Source organism: Ruegeria sp. BHSC029, from assembly GCF_059613085.1.
Map to the genome: position 1 here is coordinate 37,691 of NZ_JBXWRU010000004.1, position 17,757 is coordinate 55,447.

The window sequence follows — 17,757 nt, forward strand, 5'->3', positions numbered from 1 at the left end:
AGGTGCATACCCCCCTCACGCAATTCGTCAACCGGAACGGCGCCGGGCGCCTGCGTCAGGCAGCGGTTTGCGCGGCAACGACCTCGCCGAACCGGGTGAAGAACTTGCCCGAGAGCTTCTTGGCCGTTCCGGCAATCAGACGACTGCCCAACTGGGCGATCTTGCCCCCGACATCGACCTTGGCGGTATAGGTCAGAACGGTCTCATCACCATCTTCGGTCAGCGTGACGTCCGCACCACCCTTGGCAAAACCTGCGGCTCCGCCCTTGCCCTCGCCCACCAGCGAAAACCCGTCGGGGGCGTTGGTCTGGTCCAGCGTCACCTCGCCAGCGAACCGCGCCTTCACCGGGCCGATTTTCAGAACCACCTTGGCCTCAAGCTCGTTGGGGGCGGTCTGGGTCAGCTCTTCGCAGCCCGGGATGCATTCACGCAGAACCTCGGGATCGTTCAGCGCGCGATAAACCGCGTCCCGGGGGGCCGCGATGCGAATTTCGTCAGTCAGTTCCATTGGGTATTCCTCTGCTCAGCAACATCTGGGAAAGACGCGCAGCGCCTGTTCCGCGGCATCCTCGGGGGTTTGAGCGGGCCGGGGCGGCCATAGCCGCGCCACCCAGCTACGCAAGTTTTTCATCATGAGTTGTCTCCTCGGCGGTGTCCGCATTTCGCCAGCGCACGATCTCGGCCAGGATGGACAACGCGATTTCATGCGGATCAATGGCCCCGATATCCAGCCCGGCAGGCGACTTCAGGCGCGCAACCTTCTCGGTGTCCATGCCCTGCGATACCAACCTGGCCGACAGCACCTTTGCCTTGCGCTGGCTGGCCACCATCGACACCCGCCTTGCCGGCGTACCCAGCGCCGAGGCCAACGCGGCCCTGTCGTTCTGGCCTTGCGAGGCGACGACCACAAAATCGCGGGGCTCAACCCCCAACGCATCCACGTCGTTTGGGTCGAAACATGATTGCGCCGCTTCGTCGCTGGCCTCAAACGAAACGAATACGCGCAACCCGGCCAATGCCGCATGAGCCGCCAACGCATGGGCAATCGGGGTATCGCCAAAGATCACCAGGCGGGGTGCGTGTTGATAGGGTTCGACCAGCAGATCGACCGTACCGCCGGATGGGCAGCCACTCTTGAAGGTCTGAACGCCATCCGGATCGGTCATTGCCACCACCTTGTCCGAGGGTTTCATGCGGATCATCCGCGACGCACCGCTGGCCAGCGCTTCCTGTGCCGAGGCGCGCACCGCCCGCTGGACACAGGCTCCGCCCAGATGGCCGAGAATCCGCCCGTCCCGGGTGATCGCCGCCTTGGCGCCCGCCTTGGCCGAGGTCGCATCTGCCGTCCGCACCACCGTTGCGACGCAGAACGCCTCGCCGCTGCTGCGCAACTGGTCAATCGTGTCGAAAATGTCGAAACCAGGCATGATTGGTTCCTCTCAAAACTTTTGAAACTCGGGCTCCAACGCGGCCAGCGCGTCGAGCGTGTTTGCCGGAAGGTGCGCATCCAGATGGGGCAAGGCGGCCTGCATGGCGGCGGCGACGGGCTGATAATTCTCCCAACCTTTCAGAGGGTTCAGCCAGACGATCCGGCGCGCCTTGCGCCGGATCCTCGCCAAAGCCGCGCCCAGCGCCTGCGGGTCAGAACTGCAATAGCCATCCGAAAGGATCAGCACGATGGTGCGCCCATTCAGCGCGCGCGCACCGTATCCGTCCAAAAACCTTTCGAGACTGCCGGAGATGTCCGTGCCGCCGCCAAAACCTTCGGCCATCAGTGACAACCGACCAGCGGCGCGCAAGCTGTCGTGGTCCCGCAATGCATCGGTGACCCGCATCAACCGCGTGTGAAACAGATAGGCATCCGCATCCGTGCCGCTGGCCACAAGGCCCTTGAGAAAGGCCAGAAATACACGCGAATAGACAGTCATGGACCCGCTGACATCGCACAGCGCGACAATCCGCATCGGGCGAGGCGGTCGGGCACGGCGAAACAGCTCCAAAGGCTCGCCCCCGCGCGCAAGGCTTGCCCGCTGGATGCGACGCATGTCCAGCGCCGGACCCCGCCGCGCCTGTTTGCGCCTGCGCGAACGTCGATCCCGGATCGCCCGCGCCAGGGCAAGCGCCGCGGCTTCGGCCCGGCGCAGGGATTGCTCATCCATCAACTCGCGCAGATCCCGGCGTGACAGGTTGTCGGTCCGGGTTGCGATCAGCTTCCCGTCCGTTCCTTCGGCCTGTCCATCCCCGGAATCCGGGGTGCTGGCATCCTGAGCATCGGGGGAATCGTCAGCGGAATCTCCGCGATCTTCGGTCTGCCAGATCATCGGCTTGGCCGACTGGACCTTGACATGGGTGTTCTGTGCGACACCGTTCCGCTGCTTGCCCGCGTTGAACCAATAGGCATCGAACAAATCGTCAAAGCGCCGCCAATCCTCGGCATCCCCGGACATCAGGGCACACAAGGCATCCCGCGCCTGTCCGACATCGGTGGCCTCGACCGAGGCCAGTGCGGCCAGCGCATCTCCGGTCTCACGCGGTCCGACCCGCAAACCGTTCCCGCGCAGATGCGCCACGAATCCCGCCATACGGTCGGCCAATCCGTGCGCTCGCGATGGAAACCGTGTTACCTGCATCACGCGACCTTTCCGATCAGGCGATCCATCACCTCGGGTGGAACGGCATCATAGTCCGCAGCGGTCTTCAGCAGACAGACCAGTGTGGCCTGTACGGCCTCGGGCGTTTGGGACAGATCATTCACGCCAAGACCCGACAGGGCCGCGGCCCAGTCGAGCATTTCGGCAATGCCGGGTGTCTTTTCCAGATCTTCCTTGCGCAGGTTCTGAACCACTCCGATGATCTGGCGCGCCAACAGCCCTTCGACTTCGGGCATCCGTGCCCGCAGGATGGCCATTTCGGTCTCGCCGGACGGATAGTTCAAAAAGCTGTACAGACACCGCCGCCGCAGCGCATCCGAGAGATCGCGCGTACCGTTCGCGGTCAGAATGACGATGGGTCGCGTTTTGGCGGAAATCGTCCCCAGTTCCGGGATCGTGATCTGAAAGTCCGACAGGATTTCAAGCAGGTAGGCCTCAAATTCTTCATCGGCCCGGTCAATCTCATCGATCAGCAGAACGGGCGGATCATCGGCGCTGATCGCCTCCAGCAACGGCCGCTTCAGCAGATAGTCGTCGGAAAACAGCTGGGCCTCGCTGGTTCCGCCGCGCGCCTCGGAGGCACGGATGGCCAGCAGCTGCCGCTGGTAGTTCCACTCATAGATCGCGTGACTGGCGTCCAATCCTTCGTAACACTGCAAGCGGATCAAACGGGTGTCGCGCCACGCCGCCAACGCCTTGGCCACTTCGGTCTTACCGACACCGGCCGGACCCTCCAGCAGCAGCGGTCGTCCCAGAGTCTGGGCCAAATGCAAAGCCATCGCCAACCGGTCGTCGGCAACATAGCCCTGCTGGGCCAAACCGTTCTGAACGTCACTCAGTGTCACACCAGGGTCCAATCTTCGTTTGACCAAAATATCCCGAGGGGGTCGGAGGGGGTCAGCACCCCCTCCGTTCGGTCGGACCGGGCCCCGCCGGTCCGAAACCGATTACCCGTGCATCCCCAAGCCGTTGGCGATCTTCCAGATCCGCCAATGGTCATGCGGCATGTGGCTCTGAACCAGGCCAAACGGTCGGAACGCATCATGCACCGCATTCGAGAACGCCGGCACGCCACCCACATTCGGGCTTTCGCCGACACCCTTCGCGCCGATCGGATGATGCGGCGAGGGGGTCACCGTGTGATCGGTCGTATAGTTGGGCGTTTCCCAGGCGGTTGGCAGGAAGAAGTCCATCAGCGTGCCGGTCTTGACGTTGCCCATCTCATCATAGGCAATCTCTTGACCCATCGCGATGGCCAGCGCCTCGGTCACACCGCCATGAACCTGACCTTCGATGATCATCGGGTTGATCCGGGTTCCGCAATCGTCCAGCGCATAGAACTGCCGGACTTCCCATTCGCCGGTATCGACATCGATCTCCATGACACAGATATAGGCGCCGAACGGATAGGTCATGTTGGGCGGGTCATAGTAGCTGACGGCCTCCAGACCCGGCTCCAACCCCGGGATGGCCTGGTTGTAAGCGGCAAAGGCGATCTCTTTCATGGTCTTGAACCGCTCGGGCGCGCCTTTGACCGCGAACCGGTCCACGTCCCATTCGACATCGTCGTCGTGAACCTCAAGCAGATAGGCCGCGATCATCTGCGCCTTGGCGCGGATCTTGCGTGCAGCCATGGCTGTTGCAGCCCCCGCAACCGGCGTGGACCGAGAACCATAGGTGCCCAAGCCATAGGGCGCGGTGTCGGTGTCTCCTTCCTCCAGCGTGATGTCGTCGGCTGGAAGGCCGATCTCGCTGGCGATGATCTGGGCAAAGGTCGTGGCGTGACCCTGGCCCTGTGAGATCGTCCCCAGCCGCGCGATGGCTGACCCGGTCGGGTGGATGCGGATTTCGCAGCTGTCGAACATCCCCAAGCCCAGAATATCGCAGTTCTTCACAGGCCCTGCCCCGACGATTTCGGTAAAATGCGTCAGACCAATCCCCAGAAGCTTGCGCGTCTTGCCGGCCTTGAAGTCCTCGACCCGCTGTGCCTGTTCGGCACGCAGATCCTCGTATCCAACCGCAGCCAGCGCCTTGTCCCAGGCGGTGTGGTAATCGCCCGAGTCATATTCCCATCCCAGCGCGGACTGATAGGGGAACTGGTCGGCCTTGATGAAATTGATCCGGCGCAGCTCGGCCGCGTCCATGTTCAACTTGATGGCCAGAACCTCGATCATCCGCTCGATGAAATAGGCGGCCTCGGTCACGCGGAAGGAACAGCGATAGGCCACACCCCCCGGAGCCTTATTGGTGTAGACGCCGTCCACGGCCAGATAGGCGGTCGGGATGTCGTAGGACCCGGTGCAGATGTTCATGAACCCGGCCGGGAACTTGGTCGGGTCGGCGCAGGCGTCGAACCCACCGTGGTCCGCGGTTGTATGACACCACAGGCCCGTGATCTTGCCGTCTTTGGTGGCGGCGATCTTGCCCTGCATCCAGTAGTCGCGGGCAAAGGCGGTGGACATCAGGTTTTCCATCCGGTTCTCGACCCATTTCACCGGTTGACCGGTGACGATCGAGGCCACGACCGAACAGACATAACCCGCATAAGCGCCCACCTTGTTGCCGAAACCGCCGCCGATATCGGGGCTGATCACCCGGATATTGTGCTCGGCCAGGCCCGAAATCAGGGACACGACGGTGCGGATCGCATGCGGCGCCTGAAAGGTGCCGTACAGCGTCAGCTTGCCGGTCACCTTGTCCATGCTGGCCACGCAGCCGCAGGTCTCAAGCGGGCAGGGGTGTGTCCGGTGGTAATAGACCATCTCCTCGGCCACCACATCGGCTTCGGCCAGAACGGCTTCGGTCGCGTCCTTGTCGCCCTGTTCCCAGGTGAAGATGTGGTTGTGATGCTTGCGCGGCCCGTGGGCGCCTTCGGTCTGACCTTCCAGATCTTCACGCAGCACCACGTCAGATTTCAGCGCCTCGAACGGGTCGGTCAGAACCGGCAGTTCCTCGTATTCGACTTCGACCAGTTCGACGGCATCCGCGGCGACATAGCGGTCTTCTGCAACCACATAGGCCACCTCCTGGCCCTGGAACAGGACCTTGCCGTCGGCCAGCACCATCTGCTTGTCGCCGGCAAGCGTGGGCATCCAGTGCAGACCCAGCGGCGCCAAGTCCTCGGCCGTCAGAACGGCCACGACACCGGGCACGGCCAGAGCGGCCTCTTTGTTGACACTGACAACGCGGGCATGGGCATAGGGTGAACGGACAAAGGCGCCGAACAGCATTCCGTCCAGCTTGATGTCATCGACGTAGTTGCCCTTGCCTTGGGTAAAGCGCACGTCCTCGACGCGTTTGCGAGAACTACCCATCCCCTTGAGGTTGGCGGCGCGTTCTTCGGGGGTCATGGTCTGGTCGTTCATTCCGCGGCCTCCTTCTGCGCGTTCAGCAGGTCAGCCGAGGCCGAGATCGCCTTGACTATGTTCTGGTACCCGGTGCAGCGGCAGAGATTGCCGGCCATGCCAAAGCGGATTTCTTCTTCGGTCGGGTTGGGGTTTTCCTGCAGCAGGCGATGCGCGCGGGTGATCATACCCGGCGTGCAGAAACCGCACTGCAGCCCGTGATGCTCGCGGAACATTTCCTGCAACACACCAAGGCTGCCGTCGTCATTGGTCAGCCCTTCGACGGTGGTGATATCGGCCCCGTTCACCTGCGCCACGAAGGTCGTGCAGGATTTGACGGATTTGCCATCAATATCCACGGTGCAGGCTCCGCAGTGGCTGGTTTCGCAACCGATATGCGGGCCGGTGATTTTCAGATCCTCCCGCAGGAAGTGGATCAGCAACGTGCGCGGCTCGGCCAGGCCCTCGACCTGCTTGCCGTTCACGGTGAGTTTGACATGCATCTTCGACATCTGTGTTCCTCCCCTCAGCCCGCGCGGCTCTGCGCACGGTCGATGGCGCGGCGCAGCATCACGGCGGCCACGTGTTTCTTGAATTCGACGGGGCCGCGGTTGTCGGCCACCGGGTCGATCGCCTCGAGCATCGCGGCCACGCAGCCGTCGACATCGCCCGAAGCCAGTGCCGCGCTGGCCGCGTCAGACCAGACGGGCGTGTCGGACAGGTTGGTCATCGCCACCGATGCCTGACCGTTGCCAACCATCACTGCGGCAGCCGCGGTTGCGTAGTCGCCGATCTTGCGTTTCTGCTTTTCATAGGCCTGCCCGACACCGGGGCCGGGAACAGTGATGGAAATCCGTGTCAGGATCTCCTCGTCCTCGCGGGCGGTAAAATAGGCCGCCTCGTAGAAATCGCGGGCCGGGACGTTGCGGGTGCCGTCTGGGCCGGACAGTTCGAACGACGCGTTCAGGCACTGCATCAGACCCGGCATGTCATTGCCCGGATCCCCGTTGGCCACGTTCCCGCCGACCGTACCCATGTATCGCACCTGCGGATCCGCGATCTGCAGCGCCGCTTCGCGGATCAGCGGGATCGCGTCGGCCAGACCGTCGTGGGTGATCAACTCGTGCTGCGTGACCATCGCGCCCAGGGTCACAGTATCGGACCCGACCTCAATGCCTTTGAGTTCCTCGATGGCCTGCAGGTCGACCAGATGGCCCATCTCGGCCATGCGCAGCTTCATCATAGGGATCAGGCTGTGCCCGCCTGCGATCACGCGCGCTTCGTCCCCGTGTTCCTGCAGAATGCCGATGGCCGAGGCGATGTCGCCTGGCCGGTGATACTCGAAACCGGCTGGTATCATGTTTTCCTCCCTTGGCCCGTTCACGTCGGGGCCTTGGGATTAAGCAAAGTCCTGAGGGCGTGCGCAGGCTATCGCGCAGGAACGGGGGGCGCGGGTTGTTTCACGAAATGCGAATGGGCTGCACGAGTTGCGATCAGAGGCCCAGCGCCTCGCGGATGTCCGTCAGGCGGGATCGGCTGACCGGCACCTTGCTGAGCGCATCGACCTGGTCGAAATAACAGGTGCCGTTGTCCTTGTGCCGCTCAAACCGGGAAACGTGTCTGGGGTTCACAAGGTAACTTCGGTGGGCCCGCAAAAAGCCGTCTGGTTTCAGGCGGGTTTCGGCCTCGGTGATCGACCAAGGGCAGAACAGTTTCTCGGCGCCCATGTACAAAACGGTGTAGTGCCCCTCGGCCCGAATGGCGGCGACGCGCGCTGGTTCGGTGAAAAAGGTCTGGCCCTCGCGCTCGAACGGGACGCCGGCGCGCAGAGCCGGTTCCGGCTGCGGCGCTTCGACCGCCGGCTCGGGCCCGAAAAAGGTGATCCCGGTCAGCAGAAATGCCCCGCAAATCAGGAACACCGCAACGGTCACCCCCATCGCAAGAACCTGATTGTTCAAAGCCGGGCCCGCGCCACCTGCGTTGTCACTGGCGGTAAAATCGGTCAGGCCCGTGGCGACGAAGTGCATGGTGAACACGGCCAGGCCGAAACAGACGGTGCCCAGCAGGATATTGCGCTGGGTGCGATTGTCGTAGGCAACCCAGATCGCCAGCACTGACAGCACCACCGAGGCCACGGTCGCAATCGCAACGTCTGATGCGGTGTAGACGGGGCGACACAGCTCCATCCCGGCCATGCCGATATAGTGCATCACCACGATACCAAGACCCACGATCACACCCGCGCCGACAATCGTGCCCGGGCTACGCGCGCGAAAATGCAACAGCAGCAGCGCCAGCCCGACCATCAGAATGGCAACCAGGGCCGAGATCAGAGTGATCAACGCGTCATAGTAAAACAGGATCGGCAGTTGCAGGCCCAGCATGGCCACGAAATGCATCGACCAGATGCCGCCGCCCAGAATGACCGCAGCTAGGGCGACGACGAACTTCCGCCTCTGGTCATCCAGCTTTGAAGCACCATGCGTCAGATACAGGCCGGTGAACCCGGCCATGAGTGCGACGGCCAACGAGGCCGCTGCGAGCCAAGCGTTATGCGAGTAATCCAGCATTTCGGTTTGCACGCCCTCCCCGACGCGAGAGTGACGTTAGCAAAGCGAAGTGTCTGGGACAATCGGCAGGCGGACCCTGCAGGTCACGGGCCGGCAAACGATCCGCCGCCCGACCATTTCGGCGGGCGGCGGACAGGCAGATCAATCGCTGATCGCGCCTTCTTCGTCACGACGCTGGTGCATCTTGGCCTTGACCCGGGCGCCCACGATCAGGGGCAGGACAAAGCCGATGATCGCGATCGCCCACAACCCGATGGACAGCGGGCTGTCGATCAGGGTCCACCAGTTGCCATTGTCGATGGTCACGGCGCGACGCAGGTTGTTCTCCATCGCGTTGCCCAGCAGGGTACCCAGAATGATCGGCACCAGTGGCACGTCCAGCTTGCGCAGGACCCAGCCCATCACGCCGAACCCGATCATCACCAGCAGGTCAAAGCTGGACCCGGAAATGCCGTAGATGCCGACAAAACTGACCATGGCCACGATCGGCATCAGGATGCGCGACGGGATCATCAGCACGCGGGTGAACAGGCCCACCATGGGGATGTTCATGGCCAGCAGCATGAAGTTGGCGATGAACAGCGCCGCGATCAGGCCCCAAACCACATCCGGATTCTGGGTGAACAGCAGCGGCCCGGGCGTGATGTTCAGCGCCAGCAGCACCGCCAGCAGTACCGCCGTGGTACCCGACCCCGGAACGCCCAGCGCCAGCATCGGTACCAATGCGCCTCCGGCGGCGGCGTTGTTGCCAGCCTCGGGCGCGGCCACGCCGCGCGGATCACCGGTGCCAAAGGTGTTTTTCTTGTCCACCAGCCGCTTTTCCATCGAGTACGAAATGAACGACCCCAGTGATGCCCCGGCCCCGGGAAGAACCCCGGCGATGAAGCCCAGGAACGAGGTGCGCAGCATCGTCGGCGTGCAGCTCTTGATCATCGACATCGGAGGGTAGAGCTTGCCGATTTTCAGCTTGCTGCCCTCGGCGTCAGACCCGCCATGCCGGTGTTCGAGGAAAATGAACACCTCGGACAGGGCAAACAGGCCGACGATGGCCACCAGGAAATCGATCCCGTCGTACAGATGCACTTCGCCATAGGTAAAGCGCGGCACGCCCGTTTGGGTATCAACGCCGATGGTCGCCAGCCCAAGCCCCAGCGCGGCGGCAAAAGCCGATTTGGCCTGGTTGGTCGACGACACACCGCCCAGCGTCATGAACGCCAGCGCAAAAAGGGCAAAATATTCGGCCGGGCCGAACAGCAATGCCACTTTGACCAGCTGAGGCGCCAGCAGGATCAGGCCCCAGGTCGCCAGGAACGCGCCGACAAACGAGGCGATACCCGACAGCGAAAGAGCCTCACCCGCCAGGCCTTTTTTGGCCATGGGATGCCCATCCAGACAGGTCATCATCGCAGGCTCGTCGCCTGGGATGTTCAGCAGGATCGACGAGATCCGCCCCCCGTACATCGCCCCGTAATAGACACTGGTCAGCAGGATCAGCGACGGTGTCGCGCCCAGCCCCAGCGTGAAGGCCAGTGGGATCAGGATGGCCACGCCGTTCGACGGGCCCAGGCCCGGCAGCGCGCCCATGACCGTGCCCAGAAAACAGCCCAGAAGGGCCAACATCAGGTTCTGCCAAGTCAGCGCGATGGCGAACCCATCGGCCAAGGATGCAAAAGTTTCCATGATCGCCCCCTAGAAACCCAGCGGCCCTTTGGCCAGCGACAGGCCCAGAACCAGGTGGAAAATGACGTAGATGCCAACCGAGGTGCCCACGCCGACCAGAACGCTTTCGATCGGACCCGACCCCAATCGCCAGGCCAGGTAGGCCGCGGCAAAAGCCGTGGCGATGACGAAGCCCAGTTCGGGCAACAATTCGGCATACAGGATCATGACCACCACCGCGGCGGCGATCTCGACCAGACGGCCAAGGGCCGGCCACTCCGGCTCGGCGTCCGGGCGCAGGGCGATCACCGCGCTGGACACGCCCAGAATGGCGGCGATGATCAAAGGAAAGGCCTTGGGCCCAACGGCATCGGACAGAAAGCTTTCTTCGATCGCCAGCGCGGATATCGCGAAACCAATGGCAAGAAGAAGTCCGACAACCCCGAAGATGCGGTCACTCATCGGTGTCTCCTGTTGTTCGGGAAAAAAGAGTGCGGGCGCCACGCTGTCGCGGCACCCGCCTGCACGTGAGTGGTGCGGTTACTTGATGATCCCGATCTCTTTCGAGATGGTCTGGATCTGACCGACGGACTCGGCAACGAAGTTCTGGAAGTCCTCGCCCTGCAGGTCCAGCGGAGCCAGACCGTTGGCGGCCATCACTTCTTTCCACTCGTCCGACGCATACAGGTCACCGATTTTTGCGACCCAGTCGTTGTAGGCCTCGTCCGACATGCCGCCCGGAGCGTAGAAACCGCGCCAGTTGGCGCCGATGGCATCCACACCCTGTTCCTTGGCGGTCGGGAAGTCAGCGAATTCACCGGGCAGACGCTCGGGCGCCAGAACCGCGATCACTTTGATGTCGCCGGAATCCACGAAACCCTTGGCTTCGGAAATGTCACCGGTAAAGGCCTGGACCGAGCCGGCCAGCAGCTGGGTCACCGCCTCGCCACCGCCGTCAAAGGCGATGTACTTGACCGAGCGGACATCGTCGATGCCATAGGCGTTGGCCGCGATCAGCACCTTCAGGTGGTCCCAGCCGCCCACGGCCGAACCGCCAGCAACCGAAACCGAAGCCGGGTCGGCTTTGATCTGGTCCAGCAGCTCGGGCAGGGTGTTGACGGGGCTGTCGGCAGCCACGGCGATCACGCCATAGTCGGCGCCGATCGCGGCCAGCCAGCGGACCTGATCCATGGTGTTGCCCGGATAGGCGCCCTGGGCCAGACGGGTTGCGGTTGCGGCACTTGCGGCGACAATCAGGTTGTTGTCGTCATTGCGCTTGTTCACCACCTCGGCAAAGGCCACGCCACCGCCGCCACCGGCCAGGTTCACGACCTGCATGGTCTGGTCGATCAGGCCCAGATCCTGCAGCGACTTGCCCACCTGACGGCAGGTGAAATCCCAACCACCACCGGGGTTTGCCGGTGCAATACATTCCTGAGCGCTGGCGGCAAAGCCGGTCAGGGCGAATACGGCAGCGGCTACGACGCCGCCGGTTCCAAACAGTTTCATTTGGTTCTCCTCCTAGGGTCTTCTTGGCCTGCTGTTACGCAGACGAAACCGGTCCCTGCAGGGAGCCGGGCGCGCAGCCCTTCCTTGCAGGTTGATTTTCTTTAACGAATAATGCTGTCACGAACCTGTCATGTTGCGACGGGCGTTCGGGGGGACAATGCGCGTATTGATGATCGAAGATGCCGAGGATCTGGCCGAGGGCGTCGTGGCCCATCTGGGCCGGTCCGGTGTCGTCTGCGATCTGGCGACCTCGGTCGAGGCCGCGCGCGATTTCCGCGCGGTCCAGGGCTATGACGCGATCCTGCTGGACATCAACCTGCCCGACGGGTCGGGCCTGGGCTTTCTGGACGAAATCCGTGGCGGGGGTGACCGCATTCCGGTCTTGATGCTGACCGCGCTGACTGCGGTCGAGGACCGGGTAGCCGCGCTGGACAAAGGAGCCGACGATTATCTGGGCAAACCCTTCGACCAGCGCGAGCTCGAGGCGCGGCTGCGCGCGCTGGTGCGCCGAGATGCCGACCGCAAGAGCGAGCAGATCACGCTGGGCCCGCTGGTCTATGCCCCCAAGGACCGCAGCGCCACGCTGGGCGGCAAACGCCTGAACCTGACCGCGCGCGAGGCCGCCGTGCTGGACGCCCTGATCCGGCACGAGGGGCAGTTCCTGTCCAAGGCCCGACTGTACGACTCGCTGTACGGGTTCGAGGATGCCGATGTGGGCGTGAACGCGATCGAACTGTATATCGCCCGGCTGCGCAAGAAATTCTCGGGCAGCGGCGTGGCCATCACCACCCAGCGCGGGGTCGGGTACCGGATCGGCCTGCATGGTTAGGCCGCCCCTGCCCCACAGCCTGACCGCCCGGGTGCTGAGCGCGGTGATGCTGATCCTTGTTCTGGGCGGCGTGCTGGTCGGCCTGTCGATCTGGGCCAACGGCCGGTTGGCGGCCCGTCAGGCCTATGACCGGCTGCTGCTGGGCGCGGCCAGCGACATCGCCGAATCCGTGCGCATCCAGGACGGCCAGCCCATCGTCGACCTGCCGGTTTCGGCCTTTGAGCTGCTGGCCCAGGCCCCGGATGACCGGATCTATTACGCGGTGCGCGGGCCCGACGGGCGCTTCATCACCGGGCTGGACCCGGACACGGTGATCGCGCCCCCGCAGCCCGTCAGCCAGTCGGCCCAATATTTCGCGGCAGACCTGAACGGGGAACCGGCCCGGTTCGTCCGACTGCCCCGCCTGTTCGCCGAGCGCGACTTTTCCGGCGAAGTCGAAATCGTGGTCGGGCAGACCTTGCTTGCGCGGCGCGCGATGACCGCCGGGCTGATGCTGGATGCCCTGCTGCCGATGGCGGCTGCCGGCGCGTTGCTGCTGATCATGTCCTGGTTCGTCACCCGTTCGGCGCTGCGCCCGCTCGAGGCGATGTCGGATGACCTGATCCGCCGCGACCCCTATGACCTGACGCCCGTGGCCAGCGACGGGCTGCCGCGCGAATTGCAGGTCATGATTGCGGCGATGAACCGGTTCATGGGACGGCTGGACCGGCAGGTACTGTCGATGCGCAACCTGATCGCCGACACCGCCCATCAGTTGCGCACCCCGGTCGCGGCGATCCGGGTGCAGGCCGAAATCGCGCAGGCGGATCCGGATGCCCCAGCTCGCCACCGCGCGTTGGACCGGCTGCTGAACCGGACGCGGTCGCTCGGGACACTTCTGGATCAGCTTTTGTCGCGCGCGATGGTCATCCACCGCATCGACAGCGCCCCGCGCCGGCCGGTCGATCTGCGCGAAGTGGCACTCGAGGCGCTGGAGCAGAGCGACCACGAGGTGATCGCCCCCGGTGTCGAGGTGCATCTGAAAATCGGGGAAGACCCGGTCTGGGTGCGGGGCGATGCGTTTTCGCTGGGCGAGGCCACCAAGAACCTGCTGGGCAACGCGCTGCGCCACGGCAAGGCCCCGGTCAGCATCGGGGCCAGCCTGGACGGTGACCGCGCCGTTCTGTGGGTGCGCGACAGCGGCCCGGGGCCGGACATGTCGGTTTCTGCCCGGCTGGGCGATCGGTTCAACCGCAACGCAGGCTCGGGCGAGGACAGCAGCGGGCTGGGCCTGTCGATCGTCAAATCCACCGCCGAAGCCTTTGACGGCACCGTCGAGATGACCCGCACCGATGGCGGGTTTCGCGTATCGCTGAACTTTCCGGCCGCCACCGAAGGAACAGGCGCATGATACGGTTTCTGATCCCGCTGGCCCTGTGCCTGCTGACGTTGGGTACCCGCACCGCGGCGCAGGAAGCAGTTACCGAATTCGGCACCGGGCCCACCCCCCTGCTTGTGCGCTCGACCACGGATATCGGCATTATCCGCCCGGTGATGGAACAGTTCGCGGCGCAGAACCCAGACCTGACCATCACCTATGAACAATGGGGCTCGAACGCGCTGTTCCAGCACAGCAAGACGGCCTGCAAGACCGGCCACAGCCCGGCCGATGCGGTGTTTTCCTCGGCCGTTCAGCAGATGGTCTGGTTGGTCAATGCCGCCTGCGCCCACCGCTACAGTTCGGCCCAGACGCAGGCGCTGCCCCCGGCCCGGCGCTGGCGGGACGAGCTGTGGGGGATCACCACCGAACCCGCGGTCATCGTCTACAACAAGGATCGTCTGGACGATCTGGAGGTGCCGCGCAGCCGCTTTTCCCTACTGGACGCGATGCGCACCCGCCCCGACCTTCTGCGCGGCCGGGTGGCGACCTATGACATCGCGGCCTCGGGGCTGGGGTATCTGTTTGCCTATGGCGACAGTCTCGAGGCGACCACCTTCGGGTCACTGATCGAAGGTTTCGCGCGCATAGATGCCATCGCCACCTGTTGTTCCGCCGAGATCATTCGCGACGTTGCCGAGGGCCGGTTCCTGATCGCCTACAACGTGCTTGGCTCATATGTCGCGAATGCCCAGGACCCGGCAGTTGGGGTGATCCTGCCCGAGGACTACACCCTCGTTCTGTCCCGCGCCTTTCTGATCCCGAAGAATGCAGGCAACAGCGCTGCCGCAGCCCGATTGCTGGATTTCCTGCTCTCTGCACAGGCACAGGACTTGCTCGCAACCTCGGGGCTTGTGTCCCGGATGGACTCGGCCGAGACCGGACTGACGCCCAGCGCACGACGGTTCATCCCCCTGTCGCCCGCCCTTCTGGTGGCCAGCGACCCGAACCGCCGGGCAGAGTTGTTCAAACTGTGGAACGACGCGTTCGAGGTCGAAACCGCCCGCTAGGCCGGTTTCGGTCCGGCGTCTTCGGTCTCAGGCTCTTCGGGGGCCTGATCAGCCATGCTGGCGTCGACAATCTCGGGCTCGGGGATATCCTCGATCTCGGCGTCCTCGGCCATATCCGAGCGGTCTTCCAACGCCCCCACGATCAGAGGAAGCATATGAACACCCGTCGCCGTGGTGATCTCGGGGGTTTTGGGCGTCTGCCAGCTGAGCGTGTCAAAGCTGTGACAGTTGGGGCAGACCGGCGCCCATTCAGCCTGGATGTCATGGCAGTTGTCGCAGACCCATTGCGGCCCGCGAGGCGCATTCAACGCTTTGGCCAGCCAGCCCTGTACCACCGCGTCCGAGGCCCCTTCGCCGCGCTCGATGGCGGCCATCAGGGTATAGGCTCGAGCATCGGCACCTTTCTCGACCACATCGCCAAGCGCCCGGCGGGCCTCGGGAAAGTCTTCGGCGACGATGTTCAGCTCGGCCAGGATCAGGCGCGTTTCCAGATGCTCGGGATGGATGCGCGTCAATGCCGTAAAGCGCTTGACCCGCTCCTCGGCGGTTTCGTCGGGCACGATCTCGGCAAAGGCATGGGCCAGATCCGGATGCGGCTGCGCTTCCCATGCCTTTTTGAGAATCTTTGTCGCGGCGCGCGGCTTGCCCTTGGCGATGTAGGCCCGTGCGGCCATGGCTGCCGCCGGCACCAGGTCAGGTGAGAGGCGGTTCGCTTCGATCGCGCGCTCCTGCTGTTCGACACTGGCGGTTTCATCCAGAATTCCCTTGGCCTCGGACAGGGCCAAAACTGCGTCGCGTCGCTTGAACACATCACGCGGCAGCGCGCCGGACTTCAACTTGGCGGTCAGGGTCGACCGTGCGCCGGCCCAGTCCTGCGCCTTGGTCTGCAGTTTCAGAAGCACATCCTGCGTTTCCTGATGCCGCGGCTTCAGCGCCAGTGCTTTTTCGGCGAGTTTGCGCGCGGTTTCGTCGTCGCCCTCGGCCAACTTCTGTTTCATGATTCCGCGCACGCCGACGAAACGTGTGGCCTGATCCGTCACCAGTTTCTTGTAGGTTTCCGAGGCCTTCTTGGTGTCACCGACCATTTCTGCCGCCTGGGCCACCAGAAGGTTCGTCAGTTCCGGCTTGTTCAGCAGCCGTTCTGCCTTGTGCGCCATCGTCATGGCCGTCCGCCCCTCGCCCGAGGCCAGCGCCATCAACCCGTCAGCCAGCGCCTGATAGCCTCGTTTCTCGCGGCTGCGGTCGAAATAGCGCGAAAGGGCAGTTTCATCACCGTTGAGGAATTTCAGGGTCGCAATCAGCAGGTTGAGCAGCTTGAAGAACAGCCAAACCGCTAGAACCAGCAGGCCCAGCGCGATCACCGACTGCAGCGGGCTGAGCGTGACCTCGGTTCCCATCGCGGTGATCTGGATGCCACCGCTGGTTTCCATCAGAACGCCTGCCCCCATGGCCAGAAGGCCGACGATCGCGACAAAAACCAGGATCTTCAACAATGACCAGAGCATGGCAGGCCCCTCAGTTCGAGTTCACGCTTGTCACAAGCGCATTGGCGGCTTCGACCGCGGATTGGCGGGTTTTGGCAGCCGCGATCCATTCGGCCATGGCTGGCTGCGCCGATTCCGGAAGCGCGCCCAGCTCGGTCAAGGCCGTGCTGATGTCACCTTTGCCCAACGCGGCCTCCGCTCGTGACAGGATGGCGTCGGGATCATTGCCGTCTTTTGGCGAAACGGACCGGGCGCCGGTTTGTCGCTGAAGAAAGGCGACAAGGCCCGTTCCCTTGTCGGCTTCGCGCGCATCCGCCAGCGCAGTTCGGGCGGCAGGCGCAAAACTCTCGCGCAGATCCGTCAGTGTCGGCACACCTTCGCCGGCCGGAGCGGACAGGGTTTCCGGCACCTGCACGCCGCCGGTCTGCAACTGGGCCACCAGATCGGCATAGGGTGCGCCGGCATCCAATTGACCCTGAATCTTGGACAGCGCGGCCAGGTTCTCTGCCGCCTGTGCCCGGGCTTGGGTCTGCGCGTCCAGGGTTTGCGCTTCGGCGACCATCTTTTCGACTTCGGCACGCTGGGCGGCCAGCGACTCCTGCAGCTTCTTCAGCTCGGCCTCGACGGCCGCAACGGTTTCGGGCGAGGCGGCGTCGGTCAACGGACGTGCCTCAAGCTGTGCGACGCGTTGCGCCAAGGGGTCGAGCTTGCCGGACAGATCGTCGACATTGGATTTGAGCGCGCTAAGATCGCTTTCGACCGGTGTCAGCTTGGCGCTCAGCGCCGCGATATCTGCGGACGGGTCGGGAACTTCAGACATTTGCTTGCTCAGGTCAGCCAGTTGCTGAGCCTGGTCGGACACCTTGGTCTCAAGCGCTGCAATCGCCTCGGACGGATCGGACCCCGCCGGCCAAAGCAGATCGCTGCGTCCGGCGGCGAACCCCAGCACCGCCGCGATGACGCCACCGATCAGCGCCGGCATGAACCCGCTTCGCTTGGCCTCAGGTTGCTGATCGGTTGCCGTAGCCCGATCGGCTTCGGCTTCGGCTTCGGCTTCGGCTTCGGCTTCGGCTTCGGCTTCGGCTTCGGCTTCGGCTTCGGCTTCGGCTTCGGCTTCGGCTTCGGCTTCGGCTTCGGCTTCGGAAGGGCTTTGTTCAACCCGATCTTCCGGGTCAAGCGTGTAGGCGTCAGTCTTGGCGTCGACCGCTTCGGGCACCTCCTCGACCTTGGGGTCGTCGGCCGGTTTCTGGTCTGTGTCTTTCTTGGCAGCCACCGTCACTTCCC

Annotated in this window: 16 protein-coding genes; 3 read left to right on the plus strand and 13 right to left on the minus strand. The window is 63.8% G+C overall.

Translation table 11 applies throughout. The annotated features are described in order from the left end of the window. Positions 1-55: 55 nt before the first annotated feature. The 11 genes from AC2FML_RS10245 to AC2FML_RS10295 form a co-directional block, all read right to left on the minus strand. Positions 56-508, minus strand: a complete 453-nt coding sequence (locus tag AC2FML_RS10245) for an SRPBCC family protein (protein ID WP_093963846.1) — start codon at positions 506-508, stop codon at positions 56-58. Positions 509-614: 106 nt separating this feature from the next. Then, positions 615-1,427: an XdhC family protein gene (locus tag AC2FML_RS10250; RefSeq protein WP_496783025.1), complete on the minus strand. Its 813-nt coding sequence runs from the start codon at positions 1,425-1,427 to the stop codon at positions 615-617. Between the two features lie 12 nt (positions 1,428-1,439). Next, positions 1,440-2,630, minus strand: a complete 1,191-nt coding sequence (locus AC2FML_RS10255) for a vWA domain-containing protein (RefSeq protein ID WP_496783459.1) — start codon at positions 2,628-2,630, stop codon at positions 1,440-1,442. Beyond that, on the minus strand, positions 2,630-3,430 hold the full coding sequence (locus AC2FML_RS10260) for an AAA family ATPase (RefSeq protein ID WP_254428977.1): 801 nt from the start codon (positions 3,428-3,430) through the stop codon (positions 2,630-2,632). The genes AC2FML_RS10255 and AC2FML_RS10260 overlap by 1 nt, the downstream gene beginning before the upstream one ends. 168 nt (positions 3,431-3,598) lie before the next feature. Continuing rightward, positions 3,599-6,016 carry an aerobic carbon-monoxide dehydrogenase large subunit gene (locus tag AC2FML_RS10265; protein WP_170438855.1) on the minus strand — a complete coding sequence of 806 codons (2,418 nt, stop codon included), beginning with the start codon at positions 6,014-6,016 and terminating at the stop codon, positions 3,599-3,601. Further along, positions 6,013-6,507, minus strand: coding sequence for a (2Fe-2S)-binding protein (locus tag AC2FML_RS10270; RefSeq protein WP_170361029.1), 495 nt, complete (start codon positions 6,505-6,507; stop codon positions 6,013-6,015). Before AC2FML_RS10270 ends, AC2FML_RS10265 begins: the two co-directional genes overlap by 4 nt. A 14-nt stretch (positions 6,508-6,521) precedes the next feature. Further along, positions 6,522-7,355: an FAD binding domain-containing protein gene (locus AC2FML_RS10275; protein ID WP_496783026.1), complete on the minus strand. Its 834-nt coding sequence runs from the start codon at positions 7,353-7,355 to the stop codon at positions 6,522-6,524. Between the two features lie 133 nt (positions 7,356-7,488). Then, a complete protein-coding gene (locus AC2FML_RS10280) occupies positions 7,489-8,565 on the minus strand; it encodes an MHYT domain-containing protein (protein ID WP_496783461.1) in 1,077 nt (358 codons plus the stop codon). Positions 8,566-8,706: 141 nt separating this feature from the next. Beyond that, positions 8,707-10,245 (minus strand): tripartite tricarboxylate transporter permease, encoded by a 1,539-nt coding sequence (locus AC2FML_RS10285; RefSeq protein WP_170361033.1) that lies wholly within the window; start codon positions 10,243-10,245, stop codon positions 8,707-8,709. A 9-nt stretch (positions 10,246-10,254) separates the two neighbouring features. Continuing rightward, positions 10,255-10,686: a tripartite tricarboxylate transporter TctB family protein gene (locus AC2FML_RS10290; protein WP_170340610.1), complete on the minus strand. Its 432-nt coding sequence runs from the start codon at positions 10,684-10,686 to the stop codon at positions 10,255-10,257. 78 nt (positions 10,687-10,764) lie between these two features. Next, a complete protein-coding gene (locus AC2FML_RS10295; protein WP_170361035.1) occupies positions 10,765-11,733 on the minus strand; it encodes a Bug family tripartite tricarboxylate transporter substrate binding protein in 969 nt (322 codons plus the stop codon). A 157-nt stretch (positions 11,734-11,890) separates the two neighbouring features. Here AC2FML_RS10295 and AC2FML_RS10300 point away from each other — a divergent pair, with 157 nt between their 5' ends. The 3 genes from AC2FML_RS10300 to AC2FML_RS10310 are packed head-to-tail and all read left to right on the plus strand — an operon-like array spanning position 11,891 to position 14,989. Next, complete coding sequence (locus AC2FML_RS10300; protein ID WP_093963855.1) at positions 11,891-12,562, plus strand: response regulator transcription factor; 672 nt, start codon at positions 11,891-11,893, stop codon at positions 12,560-12,562. Continuing rightward, positions 12,555-13,952: a sensor histidine kinase gene (locus AC2FML_RS10305; RefSeq protein ID WP_496783028.1), complete on the plus strand. Its 1,398-nt coding sequence runs from the start codon at positions 12,555-12,557 to the stop codon at positions 13,950-13,952. The genes AC2FML_RS10300 and AC2FML_RS10305 overlap by 8 nt, the downstream gene beginning before the upstream one ends. Next, positions 13,949-14,989, plus strand: a complete 1,041-nt coding sequence (locus AC2FML_RS10310) for an ABC transporter substrate-binding protein (RefSeq protein ID WP_170443799.1) — start codon at positions 13,949-13,951, stop codon at positions 14,987-14,989. The genes AC2FML_RS10305 and AC2FML_RS10310 overlap by 4 nt, the downstream gene beginning before the upstream one ends. Here AC2FML_RS10310 and AC2FML_RS10315 read toward each other — a convergent pair. Beyond that, the gene (locus tag AC2FML_RS10315; protein WP_496734773.1) at positions 14,986-16,494 is read right to left on the minus strand and encodes a heme biosynthesis protein HemY; all 1,509 of its coding nucleotides are present in this window, start codon (positions 16,492-16,494) and stop codon (positions 14,986-14,988) included. The genes AC2FML_RS10310 and AC2FML_RS10315 overlap by 4 nt on opposite strands. A gap of 10 nt (positions 16,495-16,504) precedes the next feature. Continuing rightward, positions 16,505-17,746: a COG4223 family protein gene (locus AC2FML_RS10320; protein WP_496783030.1), complete on the minus strand. Its 1,242-nt coding sequence runs from the start codon at positions 17,744-17,746 to the stop codon at positions 16,505-16,507. Positions 17,747-17,757: the final 11 nt, after the last annotated feature.

What these genes read in the sequence shown, in the direction of transcription:
- AC2FML_RS10245 (WP_093963846.1), bottom strand. Translation starts at nt 508, where the DNA reads ATGGAACTGACTGACGAAATTCGCATCGCGGCCCCCCGGGACGCGGTT.
- AC2FML_RS10265 (WP_170438855.1), bottom strand. Translation starts at nt 6,016, where the DNA reads ATGAACGACCAGACCATGACCCCCGAAGAACGCGCCGCCAACCTCAAG.
- AC2FML_RS10250 (WP_496783025.1), bottom strand. Translation starts at nt 1,427, where the DNA reads ATGCCTGGTTTCGACATTTTCGACACGATTGACCAGTTGCGCAGCAGC.
- AC2FML_RS10310 (WP_170443799.1), top strand. Translation starts at nt 13,949, where the DNA reads ATGATACGGTTTCTGATCCCGCTGGCCCTGTGCCTGCTGACGTTGGGT.
- AC2FML_RS10260 (WP_254428977.1), bottom strand. Translation starts at nt 3,430, where the DNA reads ATGGCTTTGCATTTGGCCCAGACTCTGGGACGACCGCTGCTGCTGGAG.
- AC2FML_RS10290 (WP_170340610.1), bottom strand. Translation starts at nt 10,686, where the DNA reads ATGAGTGACCGCATCTTCGGGGTTGTCGGACTTCTTCTTGCCATTGGT.
- AC2FML_RS10305 (WP_496783028.1), top strand. Translation starts at nt 12,555, where the DNA reads ATGGTTAGGCCGCCCCTGCCCCACAGCCTGACCGCCCGGGTGCTGAGC.
- AC2FML_RS10275 (WP_496783026.1), bottom strand. Translation starts at nt 7,355, where the DNA reads ATGATACCAGCCGGTTTCGAGTATCACCGGCCAGGCGACATCGCCTCG.
- AC2FML_RS10270 (WP_170361029.1), bottom strand. Translation starts at nt 6,507, where the DNA reads ATGTCGAAGATGCATGTCAAACTCACCGTGAACGGCAAGCAGGTCGAG.
- AC2FML_RS10285 (WP_170361033.1), bottom strand. Translation starts at nt 10,245, where the DNA reads ATGGAAACTTTTGCATCCTTGGCCGATGGGTTCGCCATCGCGCTGACT.
- AC2FML_RS10295 (WP_170361035.1), bottom strand. Translation starts at nt 11,733, where the DNA reads ATGAAACTGTTTGGAACCGGCGGCGTCGTAGCCGCTGCCGTATTCGCC.
- AC2FML_RS10315 (WP_496734773.1), bottom strand. Translation starts at nt 16,494, where the DNA reads ATGCTCTGGTCATTGTTGAAGATCCTGGTTTTTGTCGCGATCGTCGGC.
- AC2FML_RS10280 (WP_496783461.1), bottom strand. Translation starts at nt 8,565, where the DNA reads ATGCTGGATTACTCGCATAACGCTTGGCTCGCAGCGGCCTCGTTGGCC.
- AC2FML_RS10300 (WP_093963855.1), top strand. Translation starts at nt 11,891, where the DNA reads ATGCGCGTATTGATGATCGAAGATGCCGAGGATCTGGCCGAGGGCGTC.
- AC2FML_RS10255 (WP_496783459.1), bottom strand. Translation starts at nt 2,630, where the DNA reads ATGCAGGTAACACGGTTTCCATCGCGAGCGCACGGATTGGCCGACCGT.